The sequence below is a fragment of the Streptomyces sp. HNM0575 genome, assembly GCF_012726265.1.
Lineage (GTDB): Bacteria > Actinomycetota > Actinomycetes > Streptomycetales > Streptomycetaceae > Streptomyces.
Genome location: NZ_JAASAG010000003.1, coordinates 709,771 through 724,546, shown reverse-complemented (window position 1 = coordinate 724,546; position 14,776 = coordinate 709,771). Strand labels below are relative to the sequence as shown.

The 14,776-nt window shown below is 71.7% G+C and carries 13 protein-coding genes and 1 tRNA gene; 6 read left to right on the top strand and 8 right to left on the bottom strand.

Going from position 1 to position 14,776, the window contains the following annotated elements:
* Positions 1–38: 38 nt before the first annotated feature.
* Positions 39–1,382 carry a hypothetical protein gene (locus tag HCC61_RS11130; RefSeq protein ID WP_346777142.1) on the top strand — a complete coding sequence of 448 codons (1,344 nt, stop codon included), beginning with the start codon at positions 39–41 and terminating at the stop codon, positions 1,380–1,382.
* Here HCC61_RS11130 and HCC61_RS11125 read toward each other — a convergent pair.
* The 3 genes from HCC61_RS11125 to HCC61_RS11115 are packed head-to-tail and all read right to left on the bottom strand — an operon-like array spanning position 1,369 to position 3,664.
* Positions 1,369–2,109: a class I SAM-dependent methyltransferase gene (locus tag HCC61_RS11125; RefSeq protein WP_169135114.1), complete on the bottom strand. Its 741-nt coding sequence runs from the start codon at positions 2,107–2,109 to the stop codon at positions 1,369–1,371. The genes HCC61_RS11130 and HCC61_RS11125 overlap by 14 nt on opposite strands.
* Complete coding sequence (locus HCC61_RS11120) at positions 2,106–2,993, bottom strand: DUF2064 domain-containing protein (RefSeq protein ID WP_240968779.1); 888 nt, start codon at positions 2,991–2,993, stop codon at positions 2,106–2,108. The genes HCC61_RS11125 and HCC61_RS11120 overlap by 4 nt, the downstream gene beginning before the upstream one ends.
* A complete protein-coding gene (locus tag HCC61_RS11115) occupies positions 2,990–3,664 on the bottom strand; it encodes a glycosyltransferase family 2 protein (RefSeq protein WP_169135113.1) in 675 nt (224 codons plus the stop codon). Before HCC61_RS11115 ends, HCC61_RS11120 begins: the two co-directional genes overlap by 4 nt.
* Positions 3,665–3,802: 138 nt before the next feature.
* On the opposite strand from HCC61_RS11115, the gene HCC61_RS11110 reads away from it, so the two are divergent.
* Both HCC61_RS11110 and HCC61_RS11105 read left to right on the top strand, forming a co-directional pair.
* Positions 3,803–4,648: a response regulator transcription factor gene (locus HCC61_RS11110; protein WP_346777141.1), complete on the top strand. Its 846-nt coding sequence runs from the start codon at positions 3,803–3,805 to the stop codon at positions 4,646–4,648.
* A complete protein-coding gene (locus tag HCC61_RS11105; protein WP_169135277.1) occupies positions 4,641–5,888 on the top strand; it encodes a HAMP domain-containing sensor histidine kinase in 1,248 nt (415 codons plus the stop codon). Before HCC61_RS11110 ends, HCC61_RS11105 begins: the two co-directional genes overlap by 8 nt.
* An 89-nt stretch (positions 5,889–5,977) precedes the next feature.
* On the opposite strand, the gene HCC61_RS11100 is transcribed toward HCC61_RS11105, so the two are convergent.
* On the bottom strand, positions 5,978–7,021 hold the full coding sequence (locus HCC61_RS11100; protein WP_169135111.1) for an NAD-dependent epimerase/dehydratase family protein: 1,044 nt from the start codon (positions 7,019–7,021) through the stop codon (positions 5,978–5,980).
* Positions 7,022–7,184: 163 nt separating this feature from the next.
* Between HCC61_RS11100 and HCC61_RS11095 the strand changes: the two genes are divergently transcribed.
* Positions 7,185–8,456: a 4-hydroxybenzoate 3-monooxygenase gene (locus tag HCC61_RS11095; protein WP_169135110.1), complete on the top strand. Its 1,272-nt coding sequence runs from the start codon at positions 7,185–7,187 to the stop codon at positions 8,454–8,456.
* Positions 8,457–8,566: 110 nt separating this feature from the next.
* On the opposite strand, the gene HCC61_RS11090 is transcribed toward HCC61_RS11095, so the two are convergent.
* Both HCC61_RS11090 and HCC61_RS11085 read right to left on the bottom strand, forming a co-directional pair.
* Positions 8,567–9,634, bottom strand: a complete 1,068-nt coding sequence (locus HCC61_RS11090; RefSeq protein ID WP_169135109.1) for a glycosyltransferase family 2 protein — start codon at positions 9,632–9,634, stop codon at positions 8,567–8,569.
* Between the two features lie 322 nt (positions 9,635–9,956).
* Complete coding sequence (locus tag HCC61_RS11085) at positions 9,957–11,396, bottom strand: NAD(P)/FAD-dependent oxidoreductase (protein WP_169135108.1); 1,440 nt, start codon at positions 11,394–11,396, stop codon at positions 9,957–9,959.
* A 201-nt stretch (positions 11,397–11,597) separates the two neighbouring features.
* Between HCC61_RS11085 and HCC61_RS11080 the strand changes: the two genes are divergently transcribed.
* Both HCC61_RS11080 and HCC61_RS11075 read left to right on the top strand, forming a co-directional pair.
* Positions 11,598–11,671: transfer RNA gene (locus HCC61_RS11080), tRNA-Pro, on the top strand.
* Positions 11,672–12,304: 633 nt separating this feature from the next.
* Positions 12,305–12,565 (top strand): hypothetical protein, encoded by a 261-nt coding sequence (locus tag HCC61_RS11075; RefSeq protein ID WP_169135107.1) that lies wholly within the window; start codon positions 12,305–12,307, stop codon positions 12,563–12,565.
* A gap of 319 nt (positions 12,566–12,884) precedes the next feature.
* Here the strand turns inward: HCC61_RS11075 and HCC61_RS11070 are convergent, their stop codons facing one another.
* Both HCC61_RS11070 and HCC61_RS11065 read right to left on the bottom strand, forming a co-directional pair.
* Positions 12,885–13,400, bottom strand: coding sequence for a GNAT family N-acetyltransferase (locus tag HCC61_RS11070; protein ID WP_169135106.1), 516 nt, complete (start codon positions 13,398–13,400; stop codon positions 12,885–12,887).
* Complete coding sequence (locus tag HCC61_RS11065) at positions 13,397–14,668, bottom strand: helix-turn-helix transcriptional regulator (RefSeq protein WP_169135105.1); 1,272 nt, start codon at positions 14,666–14,668, stop codon at positions 13,397–13,399. Before HCC61_RS11065 ends, HCC61_RS11070 begins: the two co-directional genes overlap by 4 nt.
* Between the last annotated feature and the right edge of the window lie 108 nt (positions 14,669–14,776).

Genomic DNA, 14,776 nt, shown 5'->3' with positions numbered 1-14,776 from the left:
GCCGCCGCCTCCTCGATCTGACCGCCGTCGCCTGCGCCGTGGCGCTGTTCACGACCGCGGCGCTGGTGGGCCACGGCTACGAGAACAGCCAGGAGACGCTGCGGCTGCGCTGGCCGCCCCTGTACGCGTACTGGATGCCGCACTGGGGTCCCGGCACCGTCGCCGCGCCCGCGGTGGCCGCGGTCGTGATCGGCTGCGGGCCGCGCCTCGCCCGCACGCTGGGCTGGCGCCCCCTGCTGTCCGCCGCGTGGGCGGGCGGCATGGCCTGGAGCTGGTCGCTGACGCTGGTCGACGGCTGGCACCGCGGCGTGGCCACGCGGCTGACGACGGGTTACGAGTATGTGCGCTCCGTCGGCGACGTGGACGACGTCGGGACGACACTGCGCGGCTTCACCGGCCGCATCCTGATGGACGCCCCCGACAACTGGCCCCCGCATGTCGCCGGTCACCCGCCGGCGGCGCTGCTGACCTTCGTCGGGCTCGACCGGATCGGCCTCGGCGGCGGCGTGTGGGCCTCGGTCTTCGTGATCACCGTGGGGTCGTCGGCGGTGGCGGCGCTCCTCGTGGCGGTCAGGGCTCTCGCCTCCGAGGAACTGGCCCGCCGATGCGCCCCGTACGCGGTGCTCACCCCGGCAGCCGTGTGGACGGCCGTCTCCGCGGACGGCTACTTCACGGCCGTCGCCGCGTGGGCGGCGGCCCTGCTCGCGCTGGCGGCGACCCGCAGCGCACGGGTGCCCGCGGCGGCCGCACTCGGCTCGGGGCTGCTCTTCGGGCTGACCTGCTATCTGTCGTACGGGCTGGTGCTGACCGGGTTGCTGGCACTGGCGGTGCTGGCGGCGGCGGCCCGTACGACGGGCTCCCGAGACGGCCGGGCCGTTGCGGCGGCTCCGCCACCGGTCCGGGTCCGGCTCGTCCGTCCCGTGCTGCTGGTGCTGCTCGGGATGGCGCCCTGGTTCGTCTGGTTCACGGCGTCGGGGTTCTGGTGGTTCGAGGGCTGGTCGACTCTCGTGGAGCGGTACTACCAGGGGGCCGCGCGGGTCCGTCCGTACGGCTATTTCGTGTGGGCGAACGTGGCCGCGCAGACCGCGGTCGCCGGTCCGGCGGTCGTCGCGTCGCTGCGGCGGGCCGGGGCCTGTGCCCGCCGGGGCGTTCCGCGGGCACGCGGGGCGCTGCTGCTGCTCGTCGCGGGCGGAGTCTGCTGCGTACTGTTCGCGGACCTGTCGGGAATGAGCAAGGGCGAGACGGAACGCATCTGGCTGCCCTTCACGCTGTGGCTGCTGCCTGCGACGGCGCTGCTGCCGCAAGCCGCACAGCGCTGGTGGCTCGCGGCGCAGGCCGTGCTCGCCCTGACGGTCAACCACCTGCTGATCACGGGCTGGTGAGCAGGGAGCGCGCCTCGGACCGCGTGCGACGCCCCGCATCCGCGCCGGGCGAATCGACCGTGACGGACCGCTTGCGGGAAGGCGCGAGAGCCATGAACGGCCGTTCGCCGCACCGCCATTCACCTGCCACGTGCCAGCCGGCGCCGGTGGCCCGTGCACGCAGTGCTGCGCTGCCGAGCCTCGCCCACAGGAATGCGGGGCTCTGGCCGCCCATGCCGTCGTCGAGGCGTACCTCGGTCCGCTCCTCCACCTCCGCGGAGGCCGCCTCCACGTACAACAGCCCGTCCGGCGCGATGAGTTCACGTATGCGTGCGAGCAGCTTCGAGGGGGTGCCGCCGATGCCGACGTTCCCGTCGAGCAGCAGCGCGCTCTGCCAGCGTCCCTCGCCCGGAAGCGGCTCGAACACCGAGCGCTGCAACGCCGCACCGCCCGCCCGGCGAGTACGGGCGATCGCGGCCGGAGAGGTGTCGACGCCCAGTGCGGGCACACCAAGCCCGGCCAGCGCGGCCACCAGCCGGCCGGGCCCGCAGCCGATGTCCAGTACGGCACCGGTGCAGCGCCGCAGCACGCTCATGTCCGCCTCGTCGGCGCCCGCGCACCAGCGCTCGACCTCCAGCGGCAGCAGCCATCCGTCGGAACGCCGCAGGAACAGCGGCCCGCGGCCGGCGCGCAGTGCGTCGGCGTAGGGGTCCCGCTCCGTACACCAGGCGAGGGCCGGTGCGCTCACGTCGCCGCCGTCCGGGCGAGTTCCGCGTGTACGGCGGCGAAGCGTCTGGAGGAGAGGGAGGCGACGTGGGCGGCGTCGGCGGCGGTGTCGACGTCCCGTAGGAGAGGGAGATCCCGTACGGACAGCCCTGCCTCGACGAGTCGTTGGCGCTGCACGGCACCCGTGTCGGGCCTGGACATCGGTACGCCGAGGACGAGTTGGGGCCGCGGGCACGCCATGCCCAGGGCCCAGAAGCCGCCGTCCTCGGCCGGGCCGAACCAGGCGTCGCAGTCCTCCCACGGGCCGTCGGCCGCGCTGCGCCCGGCACTGCCGCCGCCCCTGGGGGCGCTGCCCTTGAGGGCGCTGCCTGTGGGGGCCGTGCCTTCTGCGCCGGAGAGCAGCGCGGCGGTGATCTGCGGGGTGTCCATGCCGATGAGCAGTGCCGGGCCGTCGCACAGGGCGAAGGCCGCGGCGATCCGCCGGTCGAGGCCGCCCTCGCACTGCGGCACCACCTCGAACCCGGAGGGCAGCCACGGTCCGGGGCGCCCGGCCAGCACCAGCACGCGTCTGCGCACGTTCAGCCGCGCGACGGTCTCCAGGGTGTCCGCGAGCGCGGCCTCGGCCAGCCGGGCCGCCTCCTCCGGCCGGTACGGCGGCGTCAGCCGGGTCTTGACGCGTCCGGGGACGGGCTCCTTGGCGATCACGAGAACGGTGAGCGGAGCCGGATCCGGATCCGGTGCGGTCGCGGTCGCGGGAACGGATGCGGGTGCGGGTGCGGGTGCGGGCGCGGATGCGCCGTCCGGCAGCGCGACGGGCGCGGGCAGTCGTACGGCCGCCGCGGCCATCGACGGCCCCGGCCGTGCGCCGGGCGCCGGACTCCCGCCGGGAGTGGGCCCGCCGCTCATCGCAGCACCGCCCTCATGTCGCGAACGGCGTGCCACGTGCCGAGCCAGGTGCCGGTCACCTTCGACCGGCCCGCGCGGGGCAGGTAGTCGACCTCGGTCTCCGCGATGTGCCATCCCTCGTCGGCCGCGCGCACCACCATCTGCAACGGATATCCGCTGCGGCGGTCCGTCAGGCCCAGCCCCAGCAGCGCGGTGCGGCGGGCCGCACGCAGCGGGCCGAGGTCGTGCAGGCGCACGCCCGTTCGCCGTCGCACCATGCGCGACAGCGCGCGGTTGCCGAGCCGGGCGTGCAGCGGCCAGGCCCCGCGACGGGTGGGCCGCCGCCGGGCGAGTACGAGATCCGCCGCGCCCGTACGGACCGGACCGGCGACCCGGGGCAGCATCCCAGGGTCCAGCGTGGCGTCGCAGTCGCAGAAGGCGACGAACTCCGCCTCGGCCGCGAGCAGTCCGGCATGGCAGGCCGCGCCGAATCCGCGGCGCTCCTCGTGCACGACGGTGGCGCCGAGCTGCCGGGCGATGTCCGCCGAGCCGTCGTCGGAACCGTTGTCCACGACGACGGCACGCCATCCGGCCGGAATCCGCTCCAGCACCCAGGGCAGCGCCTCGGCCTCGTTGAGGCAGGGAAGCACCAGGTCCCCGTGCCACGGCTGCGAGTTGGTGATCGTCTGCATCTGCCTCACCCTACGAACCCAGACCGGACATAGCGGACAGCCGCACCTTACGGAAAGCTGACATCCGCGCTCCGGGCCGCTCGACCGGGACGCCCGTGCGCGCGCGGGTGCCAGACTCCAGCCATGCGGACTCCAGGAATGCGAACGCAGCCTCCGGCGGCGGCCCGCCGGGTGCTGGTGGTGGACGACGATCCGACGGTCATGGAAGTCGTGGCCGGCTATCTCGACCGGTCCGGATTCGTCGTCGACCGGGCCGGGGACGGCATAGCCGCCCTGTCGCGCGCACAGGCCGCACCCCCGGACCTCGTCGTGCTGGACCTGATGCTCCCCGGCCTCGACGGCCTCCAGGTGTGCAGGAAGCTGCGCGAGCACGGTCCGGTGCCCGTGGTGATGCTGACGGCGCGCGGCGACGAGGAGGACCGCATCCTCGGCCTGGAGGTCGGCGCCGACGACTACGTCACCAAGCCGTTCTCCCCGCGTGAACTGGTGCTCCGCGTCGAGTCCGTACTCCGTCGCGCCGGGGCGCCGCCGCCCGAGGGTCCGCTCCTGACCGGCGGCGGCATCACGCTCGACCCCGCCGCCCGTACCGTCTCCGACCGACGTGGACCGCTGGCGCTGACACTGCGCGAATTCGATCTGCTCGCGCACTTCCTGCGCCACCCCGGCCGCGCCTTCAGCCGGGAGCAGCTCATGGCGGACGTATGGGGCTGGGACTTCGGCGACCTGTCGACGGTGACCGTGCACGTACGGCGCCTACGGCACAAGGTCGAGTCCGATCCCGCACACCCGCAGCTGATCACGACGGTGTGGGGCGTCGGTTACCGCTTCGACGACGGGGCGGCGAACGCCGGGGGCGGTGGCGGCGGAGACGCCGGTGCGGGTGCGGGTGCCGGTAGTGCCACTGGCCGGGTCGGTGGTGTGGCCGGTGGTGGATTCGACGACGGTTTCGGCGGCGGTCTCGGCGGCGGTGGCCGTGATGCGTGATCTGCTCTTCATCGCGCTCTACGCGGCACTCGGAGCCGCGGCCGTCGGGCTTGCCGGACTGCTGGCGCTGCGGGCGCTGCGGCGCCGGTCGGTCGCCGCGTCGCTCACGGTGCTCACGGCCGTGGCCGTGGGGTCCGTACTGGCCGGAACGCTGTCGGTGGCGTGGGCGATGCTGCTCAACAAGCACGACCTGGCCGTCGTGACGACCGTGTGCGTGATGGCGGGCGTCACCGCGACGGCCACGGCGCTGTTCCTCGGGCGCTGGGTGATCGACGGTCATCGGGCGCTGGAACAGGCGGCGCGTGAGTTCGGCGAGACGGACGGCGGGGCCGCCGTAGGGGGCGCCGCGGGAAGCGTCACGGGAACCGCCGGAGCCGCAGGCAGCGTTGCCACCATTGGCGCCGTCGGTGCCGTCGGCAGCGCGAACGGGACAGCACCCTGGGAAGTACGCACGCACGGCGGGTTCGTGCAGCCCGCGACCCCCATGCCCGCGGAACTGGCCTCGCTCTCCCGTCAGTTGGCGGACACCAGCGCCAGGCTCGCCGCCTCCCGCGAACGTGAGCGCGCCCTGGAGGCCTCGCGCCGCGAGCTGGTGGCGTGGATCTCGCACGACCTGCGCTCCCCCTTGGCGGGACTGCGTGCGATGGCCGAAGCGCTCGAAGACGGAATCGCCGACGATCCGGCCCGCTACCACCGTCAGATACGCGGTGAGGTCGAACGGCTCTCCGGCATGGTCGGCGATCTCTTCGAACTCTCCCGTATCCAGGCCGGTTCCCTCGCCCTCTCCCGCACCCGCATCTCGGCGTACGACCTCGTCAGCGACGCCATCGCCGGGGCCTACGCCCTCGCGTGCGAACTGGGCGTACGGCTCGCGGACGACGGTGTCGAGCAGGTGCCCGTGGAGGTGGACGGGAAGGAGATGTCCCGCGTCCTGGCCAACCTCCTCGTCAACGCGATACACCGCACCCCCGCCGACGGCACCGTCGCCGTCGGCGCCCGGCTGCAAGAGGACGCGGTGGTGCTGTCGGTCACCGACGGCTGCGGCGGCATCCCGGCGGACGATCTTCCACGGGTCTTCGACACTGGCTGGCGCGGCACCGACGCCCGCACGCCTCCCGGCGGCGCCGGGCTCGGCCTGGCGATCGTGCGGGGAATCGTCGAGGCCCACAAGGGCCGGGCCGCCGTACGGAACGTGCCCGGCGGCTGCCGCTTCGAGGTGACGCTACCGGCCGCTTACTGACGCGCCACCTGCGGGCAGGGGGCGAGCCAGGCGCACAACGGAGCCATGAACGCCGAGGAGCCGCCCCTCGGTGACGCGTGAACTGCCGTTCAGGAGGCTGTCGTTGAGGGCGCGGCCGCGACGGGTGCCAGCTCGTCCTTCGCGAACCGCGCCATCCCCTCCGCGAACGTCACCCGCGCGCTCCAACCCAGCTCACGGCGGAAACGCTCCGAGGACGCGGTGATGTGCCGTACGTCGCCCAGGCGGTACTCCCCCGTCACCACGGGGTCGGGTCCGCCGAACGCCGCCGCCAGCTCATGCGCCATCTCGCCCACGGTCCGGGGCTCTCCGCTCCCCGTGTTGTACGCGCGGAATCCCCCGCCGGACAGGTCGTCCAGGGCCTCCAGCGCGACCACATTGGCCGCGGCCACGTCGTCGACGTGGACGAAGTCCCGCCGCTGCGCACCGTCCTCGTACACGCGCGGCGCCTCGCCCCGCTCCAGTGCCGAGCGGAAGAACGAGGCCACTCCCGCGTAGGGGGTGTCGCGCGGCATCCCGTCCCCGTAGACGTTGTGGTAGCGCAGGCTGACGGCCCGCCCGCCCGTGGCACGCGCCCACGCCGCCGACAGATGCTCCTGCGCCAGCTTCGTCGTGGCGTAGACGTTGCGCGGGTCGGCAGGCGCGTCCTCCCCGACCAGTTCGGGGTCGAGCGCAGCACCGCACAACGGGCAGGCCGGCTCGAAGCGGCCGCTGTCGAGATCCGGCACGCCCCTGGGGCCGGGCCGCACCACCCCGTGGACCGGACAGCTGTACCGCCCCTCCCCGTACACCACCATCGAGCCCGCAAGGACCAGCCGGTGCACCCCGGCTGTGGCCATCTGCTCCAACAGCACGGCGGTGCCGAGGTCGTTGTTGCCAACGTACGCGGACGCATCCGCGAACCCCTTGCCCAGCCCCACCATCGCGGACTGGTGGCAGACGGCGTCCACCCCCCGCAGAGCCTCCGCCACGGCCTCCGGATCCCGTACATCACCTCGCTTCCCGCTGTCAGCCGCGGCCGTGTCGAACACCGCGGGCTCATGCCCCGCCGCCTCCAGCACGGTCACGATGTGAGACCCGATGAACCCCGAACCACCTGTCACCAGTACGCGCATGAGGCCACGTTAGGGCTGTGAAATCCCCCGGGGAGCGAACCGACCCACATGTCAGCGTTCCGTAAGGCCTGGCCAGAAGGCCGTGCCGTTGAGACGATCACCGCATGTGCGCCACAGCTGAAACACGGTCCACGACTCCGCGCCGACTGTGCGGAGGCTCGCGATGACGGACGGTGCCACGAGCCGGCCGCCCGCCCGGCGACCCGATGAGCGTCCTGCCGCCGCCGGCGTCCCCGAGGAGACCACCGTCGGCATCATCGGCGGCGGCCCGGCCGGGCTCTTGCTCTCCCGGCTGCTGCACCGCGCGGGCATCCCGAGCGTCGTACTCGAATCCCGTGACCGCGAGTACGCGGAGCAACGGCAGCGGGCGGGCATGCTGGAGCAGACGACCGTGGACGTGCTGCGCGAATGCGGCGCCGGAGCCCGCATGGACCGTGAGGGCCTGGTGCACGACGGTATCGAGCTGCGCTTCGACGGACGGTCGCAGCACATCGACTTCCCCACCCTGGCCAACGGCCGCCGGGTGACCATCTACGCCCAGACAGAGATCGTCAAAGACCTCATCTCCCTTCAGCTCTCGGAACTCTCCGACGGCGCGCCCCTGATCTTCGGCGCCGAGGTCACCTCCGTCACCGGTCTCACGCCGGGCCCGGAGGGGCCGGCGCTGCACTACACCTACGAGGGCCGTGAACGGACGCTGCACTGCGACTTCGTCGTGGGGTGCGACGGTTTCCACGGCATCGCGCGCACCGCACTGCCCGATTCCGTCGCCCGCACCTACGAGCGCGAATATCCCTTCTCGTGGCTCGGCATCCTGGCCGACGCACCTCCCTCCTGCGCGGAGTTGATCTACGCGCACTCGTCGCGCGGTTTCGCCCTGCACAGCATGCGTTCGTCCTCCGTCAGCCGCCTCTATCTCCAGGTGCCGAACGGAACCGACCCCGCCGACTGGCCCGACGAGCGCATCTGGGACGAACTCGACGCCCGGTTCGCCCTCAGCGCCGACCCCGGCTGGCGGCTCAACCGCGGCCCCATCACGTCCAAGGCGGTGCTGCCCATGCGCAGTAGCGTCACCGAACCCATGCGCCACGGCCGCCTGTTCCTCGCCGGAGACGCCGCCCACATCGTGCCGCCGACCGGGGCCAAAGGCCTCAATCTCGCGGTCGCCGACGTCGCGGTCCTGGCCCGTGCGCTCATCCGCCATCACACGACGGGCGACACCAGCGGCCTCGACAGCTATTCCGAGGACCGTCTTCGACGGGTATGGCGCGCCGAGCACTTCTCCTACTTCATGACCACCACGCTGCACACCTCCCCCGACCAGTCACCGTTCGACACCCGCCTTCAGCTCTCCCAGCTGGACCGCATCGCCTCCTCCCGGGCAGCCGCCACCGAACTCGCCGAGAACTACGCGGGACTTGCGCTCAGCGACTGAACGCCCGCGCCTCGTCCGCCGGATCCCCCGCCGTACCGTCCGCCGGCCATGCCACGGGATCGTCCGCCCCCGTGGCCGCGCCGTCGTCCACTCCCCTGGGCACGCGGACTTCAGGCGGCCACCGGGCCTCTCCCCTTCTCGTAGACGGTCAGCCCACGTGACAGCCGCAGCGGCACGAGCACCAGCTCGACGGCGACGGCCTTCCAGGCGTAGAAGAGGTTGACGATCTTCGCCGGATAGATGCAGGGAATGTTCAACAGCACGCTCATCAGCGGCAGTCGGCGTCTGCGCGCCGCATAGATCAGCGGTGGCAGGGTGAACACCAGCTCCGCGCCCACCCACCACAGGGCGGTGGGCACCGCGGGACGTCCCAGGCCCAGGGTGAGGATGAACGGCGCCGTCCACCACAGCGGCGCGGTGATGATCTCCAGTATCGCCAGCAGCACCCACACGGCGAGCATCGGTTTCCTGCGCACCAACTGCCCTGTGTGCAGGCGTACGTTCTGACAGAACCCGGCCATCCACCGCCATACCTGCTTGCGCAGGTAGAGCAGCGTCTCGGGGTCGGCCGCCCAGGCGACCGCGTCGCCGACGTAGCGCGCCCGTCGCCCCGCGATCTGCTGTGACCATGTGAAGTCCATGTCCTCCACGATGGTCCGCTCGGGGAAGCCCCCGAAGTCCGCGAGCACTTGTCGGCGGAAGACCGAGCAACAGCCCGAGCACACCATCGGGCTGTCGGCGAGCTGCTGGATCGGCCGGTGCCAGTGGAAACCGAAGAGGTACTCCACCGAACGCCCGCGCTCCCAGACCGTCCGCGCGAAGCGCGTCTGCACATTGCCCGCCGCCACGACGACCTCCGGATCGTCGAAGGCAGGCAGCATCCGCTCGATGTAGTCCCGCGCGAGCACCGTGTCGGCGTCGACCGCCAGCACCAGCTCCGTCGAGCAGTGCGGCAGCGCGTAGTTCTGCGCGCGGGCCTTGCTGCCCAGATTCCGCGGCGGGCGCAGCACCGTCACGCCGTAGCCGCGCGCCACCTCGCCCGTGCGGTCGCCGGAGGCGTCGTCCACGACGATCACCTGCTCCGGCGGGACCGTCTGCCCGAGCACCGATTCCAGGGTGGCGGGCAGTCCGGCCTCCTCGTCGTGCGCCGGGATGATCACTGCGACGCCGCGTGCCATGCGCCCACCCCCCGCTCGGCCACGGTGCCGGCCGCCGGACCCGCTCCCCTCGCCGATCGGGCCGCGGGCCGCGCCCGCCTGCACCGGCGCAAGGCCTTACGCGCTATCGCGACGGCTCCGACCACTCCGTACACGAGCACGCTCACGCCGATCAACGGCAGTCCCCCGTGCATGGGCTCCTCCTCCGCGCACCCTCTGCGCACCGTCCTGGCAGGCCCGGCGCCTCTCGCCGGGCCTCGAAGGACAAGCTAGCCCGATGTCGTCACGGAGGGTTCTGCACCGCTACTTTCTGTGGATGAAGCGCGAGTTGTGCATACTCGCGTCACCCCCGCGAGGGCTTCTCCCCGCTCCTCCCAGCGTTCTTCTCACCGGTGCCGCCGCCACCCCCGCCGCTCGCGTCACCGGCCGGCCCGGCATCGCCCTGCCCGGAGCCACGCCTCAACTGCCCCGGCGTATGCGCCGTCTCCGGCGAAGACGACTCCAGCGGCACGGACCAGGACCGTACGAGCCCCAGCTGTACGGCCTGCCGCGGCAGCACCGCGTCCATCAGCCAGTCGGCGGCCACGCGCACACGGTTCCCCGGCAGCGCCGCCAAGTGGTAGGCGCGCATCACGGCGTTGGCCAGCGGCCCGGACAGCGGCACCCCCAGCGGATTCGCCGCCGCCTGCACTCCCCCGAGGTCGACGGTGAAGCCCAAGTCGTGGTGCTTGTACGGCCGTCGCTCGCCGTACCCGTACGAAGCGGCCAGATTCTGCGCCACCACCTTGCCCTGCCGCACCGCGTGCTGCCCGGTCATGGGCGTGTACTTGCCCGGCTGCGTCAGATCCGGCACGGCCGCCGCGTCTCCGCAGGCGTACACCTCGGGATGTCCCGGCACCTGGAGATACTCGTCGACGCACAAGCGGCCCTTCTCCGAGGGCAGCCCGGTCTCCTCCACCAGCGGATCGGGCCGTACGCCGACGCACCAGATCAGGGACCGCGTATTGACGAACTCCCCGTCGTCGAGGAGGACTCCGTCCTCCGTGGCCTCCTTCACGGACATGCCCGTACGCACTTCCACGCCGCGTCCCGCCAGCACCCGGTGCGCGGTGCGCGAAAGGCGTTCGTCCAGCTCGGGCAGCACGCGCGGCGCGATGTCCAGCAGCATCCAGCGGGGCAGCCGGTCGCCGCGCAGTCCGTTGCCGGCCTTGCGGTGCTGCTTGGCCAGCGAATCCGTGAACAGCTTTCCGTGCGCGGCGACTTCAGTGCCGGTGTAACCGGCGCCGACGACCACGAACGTGCAGCGCGCATCGCTCTCGGCGGGGTCCTCGCTCGATGCCGCCAGCTCGACCTGCCGCGTGATGTGATCGCGCAGATACAGCGCCTCCGGCATGCCGCGGAAGCCGTGCGCGTACTCGGCGACACCGGGGATCGGCAACAGCTTGTTCACGCTGCCCACGGTCAGTACGAGCCGGTCGTAGCGCAGCTCGCCCCGCTCGCCCTCCGGGTCCTCGTAGGTGATCTTCCTCGCCGCGAGATCGACTCCGTCCACCTCGCCGAGCACGAGCCGCACGCCGCGCAACGTGCCCGTCAGGGACACCGAGACCCGGCGAGGTTCCAGGACTCCGGCGGAGACCTCGGGGAGCAGGGGCAGATAGAGGAAGTAGTCGTTCGGATTGACGAGAACGATCTCCGCTGCCCCGCGGAACCTGCGTGAGAGTGTCCTCGCTGCCCTGTATCCGGCGAATCCAGCTCCGACTATGACTATGCGGGACCGGCTCACAGCTGGCACTCCAGACCTGCCTCGGGAACCTTCGCGAACCCTGCCCGCAGTTCCCTCCGCCCCCTGCTCCAAACCCAGGCCACGGGCCCGGGACCGCCTCCGTACCGCCCACATGAAGGGGTGCGCGAGCACCTGCGCACGTCATGTATTGTTCTTCGTGCGCGAGCGGCAGGGGCAGAGTCCACGAGCCGCATCGGGCACCGGGACGTGGCGCAGTTTGGTAGCGCACTTGACTGGGGGTCAAGGGGTCGTGGGTTCAAATCCCGCCGTCCCGACAGAGAAATAGCAGATGAGAGGCATCCTACGGGGTGCCTCTTCTTCGTGCTCGGGGCTGATCCCTCACATTTCTCACAGGACCCTTTGGATCATGCTCAGCCGAGCAGTTCCCCGAGGTTGTCCGAACCCGCCTTGAGGCTCTGCGGATCGGGGTGGACGTAGATCCGCTTGGTTCACCCGAGGTCGCTGTGTCCGGCCCACGCGGAGACCACCGTGTCGGGGACGCCGTTGTTCGCCATCTACGACAGGCAGGCGTGCCCGGCGCCGTAGAGACGGACCTTCCGCACGCCCGTCGCCTCCATCAGCTTGTGCGCTTCGCGCCGGAGCATGTCCGTCTTCCACGGGCGCCCAACTCGTCCACGAGCACGTAGCCGTCCGAGGACAACCCGCGCGCGATCAACAAGTGGGACATCAACGCGATGCGCGGCCAGGCGTCCCGGGGCCTGCTCCAGACCATCCCCAGCACCTTCGCGGCCTACGCCGGGAAGTACCGGGGCGGGGATCTACGACCCGTACGCCAACATCTACGCCGCCGTGCGGTACGCGCGGTCACGCTACGGCGCGGACTGGGCCGCGCGCATGGCGCGTCCCGGCGGCTAGAAGCTCGGCGGCATCATGCCCCGGGCCTGAGCATGGTGGGCGAGGCCGGGCCGGAGTTGGTGGCGTCCTCGGGCGGAGACCGGGGCATCACGGCCTCCGAGACCTCGCGCATGCTCAACACAGCGGCGCGCGGCGGTGGTTCCGCTGGCAGCGGTGGCCTGATGACCGGCACGTTGGCGTCGACCGGCCCCGTGACGCTTCCCGTGGGCGGCGAGGAGTTCGAGGCATACCTTGATGGCCAGGCCCGCGCCACGATCGGTGACGTGATCCACGAAGCGACGACGAGCCGCTGACCGAGAGAGCCACCTGGCACACGTAAGCCCCGTGGTACGAGAATGCGGGGGGCTTTGTGACGCCCATCAACGTACGGCGCACCGGGGGTTGCACCTTGCGCCTTGATGAACTTCTGCTGCTCGCTGATCTGTTTCCGCTGGCTGCTGAGTGTCTGGCGGGCGAACCATGCGGCCATGCCCGCGAAGACCGCCGCTATCGCGGTCGGCACGTTGCCCCAGTCGATGTCTCTCCAGCTCATGGACTGCTCCCCCACCTCTGCACCGCGCCGTAGCAGCGAGCCGGCGAAGTACCAGAGTACTGAGCTGCCATGTCGCTCCGTCAGCTAAGCGGCAGGTCGGCCAGCATGACGGCGTACTTCGGGGAGTCGGGGAACGGCTGCTGCTCTCCCACCTGCCGGAAGCCCCAAGACCCGTACACGGCCTGAACCTTGGGGTGCTCGGTGTCCACGAGGAGCGCGGAGAGGTCGGCGTCCCGGCTGTTCAGCAGCTCCCGTGTCAGCCGCGCGGCCAGCCCGGTGCCCCGCCGCGCCGTACGGACGGCCAGCTCCGAGAAGTGGAACGTACGGGCCTTCTCCGGGACCGTCTCCAAGTGCTCCCGCCACCACTCCCTGCCGTCCTTCGCCGGGGCGCCGTAGGCGAAACCCACCGGCTCGTGACCGTCGTACGCGACGACGCACGCGAAGGCCGGATGCCCGCCCCAGTGGTCCACGAACCAGGGGAACTTCTGGTTGAACTCGTCGTCCATGGCGTCTGCGTAAGCGTCGGCGTGCACGCTGATGATGTCCTGCCGGATCTGCGGCAGGTCGTCGTGCCCGAAGTGGCGCAGCTCGGTCATCGGGTACGGCTCCATTCGTCTCGGTGTCGCTCCGTCCACTCTCGCGTGCCCGGGGCGTCCGGTGCAGTCGTGATCAGGTCACGGTGGAAGTCCCCCAGTAGGGAGCGCATGCGGCCCGGGATCGGGGCGCCGTCCATCAGCGCGAAGACCTGCCCGGCGGTGTCGCACGCCTGCTCCGTGTCGTGCTGGTGGAGCTGGGCGAAGGCGAGTTGCGCCGTGGCCAGCGCGCGGTTCCTGCGGAAGCGCTCGGGGATCGCGGACAGGGCACGGTGTGAGGCGGCTTCGGCCTCGGAGGGTTGCCCTATGCGGTCGTGGGTGACAGAGGCGAGCGCATTCAGCTCGGCCGGGCCGTAGAAGTCGAGCCAGCGCGGGCGCGGGGCGTTCAAGTCGGCCTTGTCCAGGGCCTCCCGTGCGTGCCCCAGGGAGCGCAGGGCGCCTTGCCGGTCGTCGGTGTGGGCGTGGCACACGGCGGCCCGTGCGTGCGCCAGAGAGGCGTGCAGCGGGTCCCTGCGGGTGATGGCCGTGGCCTGGGCGGCGTGCGCTGAGTCGACCGCCTGCCGGTAGTTGTGGCGCTGGTGGGCGAGCATCGCGAAGAAGTTCCACACCCGCATCTCGATCGCGGGGTCCTTGGCCATGCCCGCGAGGTAGAGGGCGCGGTTCAGGTGGGCTTCCGTGCGCTCCGGCAGACGGCCATCCAGAGCGCTCCAGGCGGCCGTGGCGGTGTAGTCGGCGGCCACCCCGAACAGGCGCTGCCGGACCCGCTGGGATGCTGCGTGCGTCTGCATGTCGAGCGCCTGGGACGCTCCGGACAGTGCCGCCCGCTCCAGAGCCTCATGGCCGCCTCTTGTGTCGTCCAGGGCCGTCAGGGCGTCCAGGCCGGAGCGTAGCCGGAGCACATCTGTGGTGCCGACGGCGTGGGGGCGCGCGGCAACCAAGGGCACGGCGGCGGCCGTCGCGCCGGTGGTGGCGGTGATGAAGTTGCGTCGCCGCACGGGATCATCCTCCGGGCTACTGGAAGTGGTGCGTCGTGCCGCCGGAGTGGCAAAGCCGAGGTCTTCGACGGGACAGCCGAATACTGCCTGAAGAGCCTCCCGTTGCCGGGGGTGAGGCCAGCGGGTTTTTCCGGTCAGCCAGTGCCGCACCGTGCGGTCACTGACCGTGCCCTCACGGCCGAGGGAGCGCAGGTAGGCGTTCACGGCCTCGGCCAACTCTGCTTGAGTAAGCCCGGCTTCGCGCAGCGCGCTCGCCAGTGCCTCGTTCGCCTCCACACCGTCAAGGTAGCCAGGCAGCGCCCTTCCGACGCCTCAACAGCCCCGAAATTTCCGGTCGTCGGCGATGCACACGGCCCGGACTTTTCCTCACGGTCCGTCACAACC